Origin of the sequence: Mycobacterium sp. (assembly GCF_052144515.1) — a bacterium.
Classification (GTDB): domain Bacteria; phylum Actinomycetota; class Actinomycetes; order Mycobacteriales; family Mycobacteriaceae; genus Mycobacterium.
In genome coordinates this window covers 1-12244 of sequence record NZ_JBKQQD010000110.1, presented here as the reverse complement: position 1 = coordinate 12244, position 12244 = coordinate 1, and the positions used below count along the sequence as shown (strand labels likewise).

Annotated in this window: 11 protein-coding genes and 1 pseudogene; 7 read left to right on the top strand and 5 right to left on the bottom strand. The window is 66.3% G+C overall.

What is annotated here, in order from left to right; translation table 11 throughout:
- Positions 1–477 precede the first annotated feature (477 nt).
- Entirely contained in the window at positions 478–690 is a 213-nt protein-coding gene (locus ACLP9N_RS06780; RefSeq protein WP_442406665.1) for a DUF732 domain-containing protein, read from the top strand.
- 210 nt (positions 691–900) lie between these two features.
- On the opposite strand, the gene ACLP9N_RS06775 is transcribed toward ACLP9N_RS06780, so the two are convergent.
- The 3 genes from ACLP9N_RS06775 to ACLP9N_RS06765 are packed head-to-tail and all read right to left on the bottom strand — an operon-like array spanning position 901 to position 3694.
- Positions 901–1992 (bottom strand): adenosine deaminase, encoded by a 1092-nt coding sequence (locus tag ACLP9N_RS06775; protein ID WP_442406664.1) that lies wholly within the window; start codon positions 1990–1992, stop codon positions 901–903.
- Complete coding sequence (locus ACLP9N_RS06770) at positions 1989–3284, bottom strand: thymidine phosphorylase (protein ID WP_442406663.1); 1296 nt, start codon at positions 3282–3284, stop codon at positions 1989–1991. Before ACLP9N_RS06770 ends, ACLP9N_RS06775 begins: the two co-directional genes overlap by 4 nt.
- A complete protein-coding gene (locus ACLP9N_RS06765) occupies positions 3281–3694 on the bottom strand; it encodes a cytidine deaminase (protein WP_442406686.1) in 414 nt (137 codons plus the stop codon). The genes ACLP9N_RS06770 and ACLP9N_RS06765 overlap by 4 nt, the downstream gene beginning before the upstream one ends.
- 280 nt (positions 3695–3974) lie before the next feature.
- On the opposite strand from ACLP9N_RS06765, the gene sdhC reads away from it, so the two are divergent.
- The 5 genes and pseudogenes from sdhC to ACLP9N_RS06740 all read left to right on the top strand — a co-directional run.
- On the top strand, positions 3975–4313 hold the full coding sequence (gene sdhC, locus ACLP9N_RS06760; protein WP_442406662.1) for a succinate dehydrogenase, cytochrome b556 subunit: 339 nt from the start codon (positions 3975–3977) through the stop codon (positions 4311–4313).
- Positions 4310–4777 carry a succinate dehydrogenase hydrophobic membrane anchor subunit gene (locus tag ACLP9N_RS06755; protein WP_442406661.1) on the top strand — a complete coding sequence of 156 codons (468 nt, stop codon included), beginning with the start codon at positions 4310–4312 and terminating at the stop codon, positions 4775–4777. Before sdhC ends, ACLP9N_RS06755 begins: the two co-directional genes overlap by 4 nt.
- An 18-nt stretch (positions 4778–4795) precedes the next feature.
- Entirely contained in the window at positions 4796–6550 is a 1755-nt protein-coding gene (gene sdhA / locus ACLP9N_RS06750; protein ID WP_442406660.1) for a succinate dehydrogenase flavoprotein subunit, read from the top strand.
- Entirely contained in the window at positions 6550–7374 is an 825-nt protein-coding gene (locus tag ACLP9N_RS06745; RefSeq protein ID WP_442406659.1) for a succinate dehydrogenase iron-sulfur subunit, read from the top strand. The genes sdhA and ACLP9N_RS06745 overlap by 1 nt, the downstream gene beginning before the upstream one ends.
- A 223-nt stretch (positions 7375–7597) precedes the next feature.
- A pseudogene (locus ACLP9N_RS06740) lies at positions 7598–8224 on the top strand (carboxymuconolactone decarboxylase family protein); the annotation flags it as partial.
- Here ACLP9N_RS06740 and ACLP9N_RS06735 read toward each other — a convergent pair.
- Positions 8157–9116 (bottom strand): sigma-70 family RNA polymerase sigma factor, encoded by a 960-nt coding sequence (locus ACLP9N_RS06735; RefSeq protein WP_442406658.1) that lies wholly within the window; start codon positions 9114–9116, stop codon positions 8157–8159. The pseudogene ACLP9N_RS06740 and the gene ACLP9N_RS06735 overlap by 68 nt on opposite strands.
- Before the next feature lie 31 nt (positions 9117–9147).
- Between ACLP9N_RS06735 and ACLP9N_RS06730 the strand changes: the two genes are divergently transcribed.
- A complete protein-coding gene (locus ACLP9N_RS06730; RefSeq protein ID WP_442406657.1) occupies positions 9148–10473 on the top strand; it encodes an aspartate aminotransferase family protein in 1326 nt (441 codons plus the stop codon).
- A gap of 153 nt (positions 10474–10626) precedes the next feature.
- On the opposite strand, the gene ACLP9N_RS06725 is transcribed toward ACLP9N_RS06730, so the two are convergent.
- On the bottom strand, positions 10627–12174 hold the full coding sequence (locus ACLP9N_RS06725; RefSeq protein ID WP_442404803.1) for an IS1182 family transposase: 1548 nt from the start codon (positions 12172–12174) through the stop codon (positions 10627–10629).
- Positions 12175–12244 lie beyond the last annotated feature (70 nt).

Here is a 12244-nt window from a genome sequence, read left to right as displayed (position 1 = left end):
AGATCCTCGTTATTCGGTCAGGCATCCGCTACGCCTTCCCGCGCACAGATCCGGCGTAATCTGGCCGACCTCACCAGCATGAGACCCAGATCCCGCGCACCAACGCGCCGTTGCACTGCTGACAGCCGTCGGTGGCTTCCCAGGCCTGAGCACGTGAATTTTTGGAAATTGCCAGGCGATTTCACCGGGCTACGTCTACTGTTTTCGGCGGGCCGGAGGACAGCCGGCCGAGAAGTTCACCACATCGTTCCTCGCTAGGGGGCCATGGATATGGCAAAGGGTGTTGGCATCATCTGGGCGGCCAGGAGGCGTTGTTTCAATGCTGTCGGCGCGCCGCGAAAGGTCGCGAGAGTTGGTGCCGCCGTCCTGGCGGTCGCAGCTTTGGCTGCCGTCCCTGACGCGAACGCCGATCCGCCACCGGGATGCTTCCACGGGTCTGGACCGCAGCCGACTCCGGGCTGCGGATTGCGTGCGTTCGTGACGGATATCGCTGCGACCGGACTCACGGACGCCAGGGGTAACACGGTGGCGGCGGATCAGGGCTTGGATATGTGTGGCCTGATGGACGGAGGCCTCAGTCCACAGGAGATGGCCAACCAGTTCTTGGCGGACAATCCGGGGCTCGGTCCAAACGGGGCGACGCAGGTCGTCAGGATCGCCATCACCGACCTGTGCCCTTGGCACCGCTGAAACGAGCCTGCCGGTCCGCGCGGATGCATCGCGCTAGGTGCCCTGCTGTTCCTCAGGCTGTGCGCGCCGACCGGTGCGTTGTCCACACCTGAGCCGACAATCGCACCCATCGCATCCGCCGCCGAACGCCAGCACAACAGGATGGCACGCACCACGCGCGAAAAGTGTTGCAATGCACCGGCCGGCGAGGAGACACCGCCGTTCTACGCCCTAGCCGATGAGAACCGCGTACCGCGGCTTGATCACGTCGTCGATGATCGCCAGCCGCTCGTCGAACGGAATGAATGCCGACTTCATCGCATTGATGGTGAACCTCTCGAGGTCACTCCAGCCGTAGCCGAACGCCTCCACCAGGCGATGCATCTCCAGGCTCATCGTGGTGTCGCTCATCAACCGGTTGTCGGTGTTGACTGTCACCCGGAAGCGCGCCCGGGCCAGCAGGTCGAACGGATGCTCGGCGATGCTTTTGACCGCGCCGGTCTGGACGTTCGAGCTGGGACACAGCTCCAGCGGAATTCGCTTGTCCCGCAAGATCGATGCCTGCCTGCCCAACCGGATACCGCCACCCTGGACGACGTCGATGTCGTCGACGATCCGCACCCCATGGCCGAGCCGGTCAGCACCGCAGAACGCGATCGCCTCGTGGATAGAGGGCAGCCCGAACGCCTCGCCGGCATGAATTGTGAAGCGCGCGTCGTGGTCTCGCATGTACTCGAAGGCGTCCAGGTGCCGGGTGGGCGGGTTGCCGGCCTCGGCACCGGCGATGTCGAATCCGACCACGCCCTTGTCCCGGAACCGGATTGCCAGCTCGGCGATCTCCCGCGACACTGCGGCGTGGCGCATCGCGGTCACCAGCAGGCGCACCGTGATGGGACGGCCGGCGGCGGCGCAGGACTGCTCGCCGGCGGCGAAACCCAACAGCACGGCATCGACGATCTCATCGAAGGACATCCCGCGATTGATGTGCAGCTCGGGGGCGAACCGCACCTCGGCATACACCACCGAGTCGGCGGCCAGGTCTTCCACGCATTCGTAGGCGACACGGTACAGCGACTCGGGCGTCTGCATCACCGCCACGGTGTGCGAGAACGGCTCCAGGTAGCGCTCCAGCGAGCCGCTGTGCGACTGGGTGCGAAACCACGTCGCCAGCTCGTCGGCCTCCGTCGCGGGCAGCCCGTCGTAACCGAGCTGGCCGGCGATGTCCAGCACGGTCGCCGGCCGCAGCCCGCCGTCGAGGTGATCGTGCAGCAAGGCCTTGGGCGCCTGCCTGATCTGCTCTAGGTCCAGCGGCCCGGATGTCACTGGGTGATCCGATCGATGATGAGCGGCCTCGCCTGCGACGGGGTATCGCCGACGCTCCACGCGCCGTCCAGTTCGGCCATCGCGGCGCCGAAGCGCTCCGGGGTGTCGGTGTACAGGGTGAACACCGGCTCACCGGCAACGACCGGGTCCCCGGCACGCCGGTGGATCCTGACGCCCGCGCCGGACTGCACCTGTCCGCCCGGGCGGGATCGGCCCGCGCCGAGCCGCCACGCTGCCAGGCCCACGGCCATCGCGTCGATATCGGCCATCGTCCCGTTACGGTAGGCGATCACGTTCTCCGCATACGCACCGAGTGGCAACGGCACCGACAGGTCGCCACCCTGCGCGCTGACCAGTCGGCGGAATCGGTCCATCGCGGTGCCGTCACGCAGCGTCTGAGCGGGATCGCGGCCGTCGACGCCGGCCAGTTCGAGCATCCCTTCGGCCAGCCGCAATGTCAGTTCCACCACGTCCGGCGGCCCGCCACCGGCCAGCACTTCGATCGCCTCGGCGACTTCGAGCGCATTCCCGACGGTCGCGCCCAGCGGGCTGTTCATGTCGGTCAGGAACGCGTGGGTGGGCACCCCGTGCGCGGCGCCCAGCTCCACCATGGTGTGCGCAAGTTCACGACTGGCCGCCTCGGACCCCAGCAGGGCCCCGGCGCCGACCTTGACGTCGAGCACCAACGCGCCGATGCCCTCCGCCAACTTCTTGCTCATCACCGAGCTGGCGATCAGCGGCAGCGACTCGACCGTCGCGGTGATGTCGCGCAGCGCGTACAGCTTCTTGTCGGCGGGCGCCAGGTCTCCGGCGGCGAAGATCGCCGCACCCACGTCGCACAGTTGCTCGCGCACTCGCTGCTTGGACAGCTCGACGGTGAAGCCCGAAATGGATTCCAGCTTGTCCAGCGTGCCGCCGGTATGGCCCAGCCCGCGGCCGGACGCCTTGGGCACCGCCGCGCCGCAGGCAGCGACGATGGGTATCAACGCCAAGGTGGTCTTGTCGCCGACCCCACCGGTGGAATGCTTGTCCACGGTAGGCGACCGCAGATCACTAATATCACTGAAATCCATCTGCTCGCCCGACATCAGCATCGCGGTGGTCCACCTGGCGATCTCGCCGCGGTCCATGCCGCGCCAAAAGATGGCCATCAACAGCGCCGCCATCTGTTCGTCGGCGACCCGGCCGTCGGTGTAGGCGTCGATGACCCAGTCGATGGCGGCATCGGACAGCCGGCCGCCGTCGCGCTTGGTCCTGATCACGGTCGGCGCGTCGAACCCGAAGTCGGTCAAGAAGGTTCCCGCGCCTCGGGAAAAAGATCGTCGGGACCGAATGCGTCGGGCAGCAGGTCTTCGAGCCGGCGCGCCCCGGCCGGATGGGCGATCAGCAGCTCGGGTCCGCCGTGCTCCAGCAGCACCTGACGGCACCGCCCACAGGGCATCAGCGGGGAGCCGTCCAGGCCGACGCATGCCAGCGCCACCAACCGGCCGCCGCCGGTCGCATAAAGCGCGCACACCACGCCGCACTCGGCACAGAGACCAAGGCCATATGAGACGTTCTCCACATTGCATCCGGTGACCACCCGGCCATCGTCGACGAGCGCGGCCGCCCCCACCCGGAACTGTGAATAGGGCGCGTAAGCCCCGGCGCAGGCCTCAATCGCCTTGTCCCGCAACAGATCCCAATCGATATCTGGCGACATGTCGGCTAGCCCAGACACGTTTCAGCAGGCATCCCGCAACCTTAACTCGCTGACAACACACCAGCCGAGGAACTCCGTCGGTTGGTACCGCGCGCAATCTTGTCAAGTTAAGCTCGATTGCCCGGCTTTAGCGTCTTGAAATGTCCGAGAAGGCGGTGAGGACTTGGTGACTCCGAAGGCGACAACCGTGAATCCGGCTTCTCCTACCTCAGTACCGGCAGCACCGCCATCATCGCGGAAGCGACGACCACCTCGCACGCTGTATCGCGGCGACCCCGGTATGTGGTCGTGGGTGCTGCACCGCATCAGCGGCGCCACGATCTTCTTCTTCCTATTCGTCCACGTCCTGGACGCCGCGATGCTGCGGGTAAGCCCGCAGACCTACGACGCGGTGGTGGGCGACTATAAGACCCCGCTCGTCGGCCTGATGGAGTACGGCCTGATCGCCGCGGTGCTCTTCCACGCGCTGAACGGGATCCGGATCATCCTGATCGACTTCTGGTCGCAGGGCCCGCGCTACCAGCGGTTGATGTTCTTGATCGTCGGCATCGTTTTCCTGCTGCTCATGGTTCCGGCCGGCGTGGTGACCGGCATCCACATCTGGGAGCACTTGCGATGAGCAGCCCCGACCTGCAACTCGGGCGCGGCCAGACGGCACCGGTCCGTCAGCGCAGCCACGACCGCCCCGCCAGCCTGGACAATCCCCGCTCGCCGCGCCGGCGCGCCGGCATCCCCAACTTCGAGAAATTCGCCTGGCTGTTCATGCGGTTCTCCGGGGTCGCGCTGGTGGTCCTGGCGATCGGGCACCTGTTCATCATGCTGATGTGGGACAACGGCGTGTACCGCATCGACTTCAACTACGTGGCGCAGCGCTGGGCGTCGCCGTTCTGGCAGTTCTGGGATCTGGCGCTGCTGTGGCTGGCGCAGTTGCACGGCGGCAACGGGCTGCGCACCATCATCGACGACTACAGCCGCAAGGACACCACCCGCTTCTGGCTCAACAGCCTGCTGCTGTTGTCGATGGGGTTCACGTTGGTGCTGGGCACCTACGTGCTGCTGACATTTGACCCCAACATTTCCTGACTGAGGGAGGCGGCCCGGTTGATCCAGCAACACCGATACGACGTGGTGATCGTCGGCGCGGGCGGTGCCGGAATGCGGGCCGCGGTGGAGGCGGGTCCGCGCGTTCGTACCGCGGTGCTGACCAAGCTGTACCCAACCCGCAGCCACACCGGCGCGGCCCAGGGCGGCATGTGCGCGGCGCTGGCCAACGTCGAAGACGACAACTGGGAATGGCACACCTTCGACACCGTCAAGGGCGGCGACTACCTCGCCGACCAGGACGCCGTCGAGATCATGTGCAAGGAAGCCATCGACGCGGTGCTGGACCTGGAGAAGATGGGGATGCCGTTCAACCGCACCCCCGAAGGTCGCATCGACCAGCGCCGCTTCGGCGGGCACACCCGCGACCACGGTAAGGCCCCGGTGCGTCGGGCCTGCTATGCGGCCGACCGCACCGGCCACATGATCCTGCAGACGCTGTACCAGAACTGCGTCAAGCACGAAGTGCAGTTCTTCAACGAGTTCTACGCGCTCGACCTGGTGCTCACCCAAACCCCGACGGGTCCGGTGGCCACCGGCGTGGTCGCCTACGAGCTGGCCACCGGCGAGATCCACGTCTTTCATGCCAAGGCCGTCGTGATTGCGACCGGCGGCTCGGGCCGGATGTACAAGACGACATCCAACGCGCACACGCTGACCGGCGACGGCATCGGCATCGTGTTCCGCAAGGGACTTCCGTTGGAGGACATGGAGTTTCACCAGTTCCACCCAACCGGCCTGGCCGGGCTGGGCATCCTGATCTCCGAGGCCGTGCGCGGCGAGGGCGGCCGGCTGCTCAACGGCGAGGGCGAGCGTTTCATGGAGCGCTACGCCCCGACGATCGTCGACCTGGCGCCACGCGACATCGTCGCCCGCTCGATGGTGCTGGAGGTCCTGGGGGGCCGCGGCGCCGGCCCGCACAAGGACTACGTCTACATCGACGTGCGCCACCTCGGCGAGGACGTGCTGGAAGCCAAGCTACCCGACATCACCGAATTCGCCCGCACCTATCTGGGCGTGGACCCGGTCAAGGAGCTGGTGCCGGTTTACCCGACGTGTCACTACGTGATGGGCGGCATCCCGACCACCGTCACCGGACAGGTGCTGCGGGACAACACTTCCACCGTCCCGGGCCTGTACGCCGCCGGCGAGTGCGCGTGTGTGTCGGTGCACGGCGCCAACCGGCTGGGCACCAACTCGCTGCTGGACATCAACGTCTTCGGGCGGCGGGCAGGGATCGCGGCGGCTTCATACGCTCGGGGACATGACTTCATCGACATGCCGCCGGAACCGGAGGCGATGGTCGTCGGCTGGGTCGGCGACATCCTCTCCGAGCACGGCAACGAACGCGTCGCCGACATCCGCGGCGCCCTGCAGCAGTCGATGGACAACAACGCCGCGGTGTTCCGCACCGAGGAGACGCTGAAGCAGGCGCTTACCGACATCCACGGGCTCAAGGAGCGGTACTCCCGGATCACCTTGCACGACAAGGGAAAACGCTACAACAGCGATTTACTGGAAGCCATCGAGCTGGGCTTCTTGTTAGAGCTGGCCGAAGTCACGGTGGTCGGCGCGTTGAATCGCAAGGAATCCCGTGGCGGGCATGCGCGCGAAGACTATCCGAACCGCGACGACGTCAACTATATGCGTCACACTATGGCCTACAAGCAGGGCACCGACCTGCTCAGCGACATCGCGCTGGACTTCAAGCCCGTCGTGCAGACCCGCTACGAACCCAAGGAACGGAAGTACTAATGTCTGTCGAGCCCGCAGGCGACAGTGTCGAGCCGCAGGTCGAGACGTTGGAACCGCCCCTGCCGCCGATTCCCGACGGCGCGGTAATGGTGACCGTCAAGATCGCCCGGTTCAACCCGGACCAACCCGACGCGTACGCGGAAACCGGTGGGTGGCAAAGCTTTCGGGTGCCGTGTCTGCCCAGCGACCGGCTGCTCAACCTGCTGATCTACATCAAGGGCTATCTCGACGGCACATTGACGTTCCGGCGGTCCTGTGCGCACGGGGTGTGCGGGTCGGACGCGATGCGGATCAACGGCGTCAACCGGCTGGCCTGCAAGGTGCTGATGCGTGACCTGCTGCCGGCTGAAAAGAAGAGGAGGCCGGGCAAGTCCCTGACCATCACGGTCGAACCGATCCGCGGGCTGCCGGTGGAGAAGGACCTGGTGGTCGATATGGAGCCGTTCTTCGACGCCTACCGCGCGATCAAGCCGTACCTGATCACCAGCGGCAATCCGCCGACCCGCGAGCGGATTCAGAGCCCGACCGACCGCGCCCGCTACGACGACACCACCAAGTGCATCCTGTGCGCATGCTGCACCACCAGCTGCCCGGTGTTCTGGCACGAGGGCCAGTACTACGGCCCCGCAGCGATCGTCAACGCGCACCGCTTCATCTTCGACAGCCGCGACGAAGCCGCCGCCGAGCGCCTCGACATCCTCAACGAGGTCGACGGGGTGTGGCGGTGCCGAACCACGTTCAACTGCACCGAATCCTGTCCGCGAGGCATCGAAGTGACCAAGGCGATCCAGGAGGTCAAGCGCGCGCTGCTGTTCTCGCGTTAGCTTGGGGCGCCTGCCGTGCCGCGAAACTTAAACCACGCACACGACACGCCGAGAAATGTCGCCCTGGTTTAAGTTTCGACGAACAGTCCAGGATGGAAACCTTGCGACGGCTGGGCCGCCATCCGCGACACGTAAACCACGCACACGACACGCCGCTGAACGTCGCCCCGGTTTAAGTTTCGCGCGTGGGCTGCAGACCAGAACCCATGCGCTGAAGAATCCGGCGTCACACTTTGGCGGGCCGTCTCGTCTGAGGGGTATGACACCGAAAACTCGTATCGAGCCTTTACCGCCGAAGCGCGCCGGCCTGCTGACGCGCGCCATGTACCGGGTCACCAAGCGGCGCTATGGCGAAGTCCCCGAACCGTTCGCCGTCGTCGCCCATCACCGGCGTCTCCTGATCGCCAGCGCCGTGCACGAAACCATGATTCAGCGCGCGTCGCGCACGCTGCCGGCCAGCGTGCGCGAGCTGGCGGTGCTCTGGACCGCACGCAAGATCGGCTGCTCGTGGTGCGTCGACTTCGGGTCGATGCTGCAGCGTCTGGACGGCCTCGACGTGGAACGCCTCAAGGAAATCGACAGCTACGCCACCTCAACGGCCTACACCGACGACGAACGCGCGGCCATCGCCTATGCCGACGCGATCACCACCGACCCGCACACCGTCACCGACGAGCAGGTCGCCGATCTGCGGACCCGGTTCCGCGATGCGGGCGTGATCGAGCTGACCTATCAGATCGGCCTGGAGAACATGCGGGCACGGGTGAACTCCGCGCTGGGTATCACCGAGCAGGGCTTCGACTCGGGTGATGCGTGCCGTGTTCCGTGGCTCGCAGCGGAGACCCGGTGAACTTGTCCGGGTTGGCGATATCCCAGATGGCGCAGACCTTTCCGTCGCGCACCGTCATAGCGGTGATCCGCGGCGACATCACCCAATAGCCCTCAGGACCGGGGCTGCCCGGGCCGCCCGCCGTGTAGGCGCCAAGTTCGCCGTTGATCAATGCCAGCTGATTCGCGGTGAAGAACGCCGGGCCATAGCGGCGGGCCAGGCCGAACATGAACCGGGCGACCTTGTCCGCCCCGTGGATGACGTTAATCGCCGTGGGCGCCTTGCCATTTGCATCGCCGGTCAAGGTCACCTCGGGGTGCAGCAGCGCCACGACGGCGTCCAGGTCGCCTTCGGCCATCGCGGCCATCAGCTTGCCGACCACCTCGTTGTGGCTGGGATCCTGTTTCGGTGCGGGCTCAGCGGAGACGGCCTTGCGGGCCCGCGACGCGAGCTGGCGGGCCGCGGCCTCGTTGGTACCCAGCACGTCGGCCACTTCGGCGAACGGCACCGCGAACCCGTCGTGCAGCACGAACGCGACCCGCTGATCAGGGCTGAGCCGCTCCAGCACCACCATCGCCGCGAACCGGGCGTCTTCGGCGGCCACCACGGCAGACAACGGATCGGCGTCCTGGGAATCGCCGAAGCCAGTGACCACCGGTTCGGGCAACCAGTTGCCCGTGTAGGTCTCCCGGCGGTGGGCCGCCGACCGCAACCGGTCCAGGCCGAGGCGGCTGACGACGGTGGTCAGCCAGGCCCGCAGGTCTGCGATCGTCGAGCGCTCTTGCGCGTTCCAGCGCAACCAGGCTTCCTGGACGATGTCCTCGGCGTCGGCCACGGTCCCGGTCACCCGATAGGCGACCGCCATGAGATGTGGCCGCAGGGCTTCGAATTCGGTGACCTGCGTGGAGGTCATACCGCCAGCCTAGCGTTACGCTGCGGAGACGATGACGAGAAATCTGTGGTTGCACTTCGCCCGGCAGGGCCCTGGGTTCACCGCGCCCGTCATCGTTCGCGGCGAGGGCGTCACCATCTACGACGACCGCGGCAAGAGCTACCTGGACGGGCTGTCGGGGCTGTTCACGGTGCAGGTCGGTCACGGCCGCACCGAACTCGCCGCGGCCGCCGCCCGGCAGGCCGAAACGCTGGCGTTCTTCCCGCTCTGGGGTTACGCCACCCCGACCGCGATCGAGCTGTCCGAGCGCCTCGCCCGCTACGCCCCCGGCGACCTGAACCGGGTGTTCTTCACCACCGGCGGCACCGAAGCCGTCGAAACCGCGTGGAAGGTCGCCAAGCAGTACTTCAAGCTCACCGGCAAACCCGGTAAGCACAAGGTGATTTCGCGCTCGGTCGCCTACCACGGCACCACCCAGGGCGCGTTGGCGATCACCGGCCTGCCGAAGTACAAGGCGCCGTTCGAACCGGTGACGCCCGGCGGCTTCCGGGTGCCCAACACGAACTTCTACCGCGCGCCCGAACCGTTTCGCAACGACCTGAAGGCCTTCGGGCAGTGGGCCGCCGACCGCATCGCCGAGGCGATCGAGTTCGAGGGCCCGGACACCGTCGCCGCGGTGTTCCTGGAACCGGTGCAAAACGCCGGCGGCTCCATTCCGCCGCCGCCCGGGTATTTCGAGCGGGTTCGCGAGATCTGCAACGAGTACGACGTGCTGCTGGTTTCCGATGAGGTGATCTGCGCGTTCGGCCGCATCGGGTCGATGTTCGCCTGTGACGACTTCGCCTACGTACCCGACATGATCACCTGCGCGAAGGGACTGACGTCCGGGTATTCGCCGTTGGGCGCGATGATCGCCAGCGACCGATTGTTCGAGCCGTTCTACGACAGCGGCACGATGTTCCCGCACGGCTACACCTTCGGCGGTCACCCCGTGTCGACGGCCGTCGCGCTGGCCAACCTGGACATCTTCGAGCGCGAGGGCCTCAACGACCGCGTCCGACAGCACTCGCCCGCGCTGCGCGCCACGCTTGAAAAGCTCTATGACCTGCCCATCGTCGGCGACGTCCGCGGCGAGGGATATTTCTTCGGCATCGAACTGGTCAAGGACAAGGCGACCAGGCAGACCTTCACCGACGAGGAACGCCGCTCGCTGCTGGGCCGGGTGTCCTCGGGCCTCTTCGAGGCCGGGTTGTACTGCCGCACCGACGATCGCGGTGATTCCGTCATCCAGCTGGCCCCGCCGCTGATCAGCGGTCAGGCCGAGTTCGACACCATCGAATCGATCGTGCGCGGCGTGCTCGTCCAGGAGCGGCTCTAGGAGACTCCTGAATAAGGGGTTTATGGGGCGGGGCGTCTCGAAGCCGCGTGGCGGCGTTGGTGAAGTCAGACCCTGAGGTCGACACGGAGATCGCCCCGCCGTTTCGAGTTTTGCAGTCGTTGGGTGGTGCTCGCAAGGCCTTGAGCGAGTGCTTTAGGCCAGTGCCCATGTGGTGTCGGTACGGTCGAGGCCCAGGGTGATCAATCGGCGCAGGTTCAGTGCTGCGGTGCGGTGATGCAGCCAGTGATTGTTCTTGGCGACGCCGCGGTAGCGGACTTTGCGGTTCCCTCGAGTCAGCCAGGCGATGGAACGTTCCACCATCGGCCGGTATTGACGATATTCGTTGAGCCAGTAAGGGTTTTGGGCTGAAATGCGTGCGGCCCTTTGTAACGCATCGTGTGGCCGCAGATGCAGCGTCTTCCCGGTGGCGCTGGTGGTGCAGCGGGCCCGTAGCGCGCAGCTGCGACACGCCGAATCGAATATTGCGTTGCCTGCGCCGGTGATGTTCCTGGTTGCTCCGGCAGGACACGTCACCGTCCGGGCGGTGTGGTCGACGGTGAAGTCGTCGACGGTGAACCCACCCGGGACTGCCGAGCGCAGCGGTGCCGGTTTGACTACGTCGACGTGGTCACCGGCGGCGAGTTCGGCACGCAATTCCCCGGAACCGTAGGCAGAATCGGCGAGCACCCGCACCGGCTCCGGCTCACCTGCCAGCAGATCGATCCCGACCGCGGCGTCGCCGCTGCCGGTGCCACTGGCCTTGGTCAGCGCGCAGTCGGTGATGATCCCGGTGTCGGGCTCGATCGCCACATGCGCCTTGAATCCGTCCTGGCGGCGGTGCACCGTCTTGTGGGCGTGCCGGGCGTCGGGATCGACCGTCGAGATCACCCGATCGCCAGCGACGTTCTGCGCGATGCGCCACCGGCCGTCGGTGCCATCGGAGCCCTCGACGGGTTCGACGTCTTGGCCGGCGATCAACGCCAACAACGCCACCGCGTCGGCCGCCTTGGGGCCCAGCTCGGTATCAGGGAGATGCCCCAGCAGCCGGTGCGCATCGCTGACCAGCGCGTCTACCAGCGTTTCCCGGGCTTGTGCGTCGTTCCAGGCGATCTTCGGTTTGCCCGGGTCGTCGTAGTCATGGGCGGTGCAATGCGTGGCGATCACCTCGGCGGCGCCGGAGACTTCGCGGCGGACCCGGCGGATCGCCCCGATCAACTGGGTGACGGTGTCCTGGGTGGCGACCGCGTCGTCGAGGATCGTCGAGTCCACCGCCCGACGGGTCTTACCGGTCAACACCCCGGTCTGCGCGATCACGGTCTTGACCGCCTCGAAGATCCGATTCGGAGACGGCGAGGCCGCCAACCGGCGCCGCCAGTACGTCAACGTCGTCGGATGAAACGCGGCGTCGGTGACCGCCATCCCGCACGCGGTCTTCCACCGCAGATCGAAGGTCACCGCATCAACGGTCTCGCTGTCGGACAGACCGTGCAACGCCTGCAACGTGATCACCGCGGCCATCACGTCGGCGGGCACACTCGGGCGGCCCCGACCGCTGGGGAACAAATCACGAAACATCGCATCGGGGAACAACTCCCGCCGATGCGAAGCCAGGAACCCGAACACACTGCCCGCCTTGAGCAGATGCCCCGTCACCGACTCCGCATCAAGGATTTCCCGCTGATCATCAGAGCGACCCTGCACCCCACAATCATCCCAAAAACCCACGATCAACCAGCCAACCGCCACGCGGGATTATTCAGGAGTCTCCTAG

Coding starts and splice junctions, on each gene's coding strand:
- ACLP9N_RS06765 (WP_442406686.1), bottom strand. CDS start 3,694: ATGTCGCCAGATATCGATTGGGATCTGTTGCGGGACAAGGCGATTGAG.
- sdhC (WP_442406662.1), top strand. CDS start 3,975: ATGTGGTCGTGGGTGCTGCACCGCATCAGCGGCGCCACGATCTTCTTC.
- ACLP9N_RS06755 (WP_442406661.1), top strand. CDS start 4,310: ATGAGCAGCCCCGACCTGCAACTCGGGCGCGGCCAGACGGCACCGGTC.
- ACLP9N_RS06745 (WP_442406659.1), top strand. CDS start 6,550: ATGTCTGTCGAGCCCGCAGGCGACAGTGTCGAGCCGCAGGTCGAGACG.
- ACLP9N_RS06735 (WP_442406658.1), bottom strand. CDS start 9,116: ATGACCTCCACGCAGGTCACCGAATTCGAAGCCCTGCGGCCACATCTC.
- ACLP9N_RS06730 (WP_442406657.1), top strand. CDS start 9,148: ATGACGAGAAATCTGTGGTTGCACTTCGCCCGGCAGGGCCCTGGGTTC.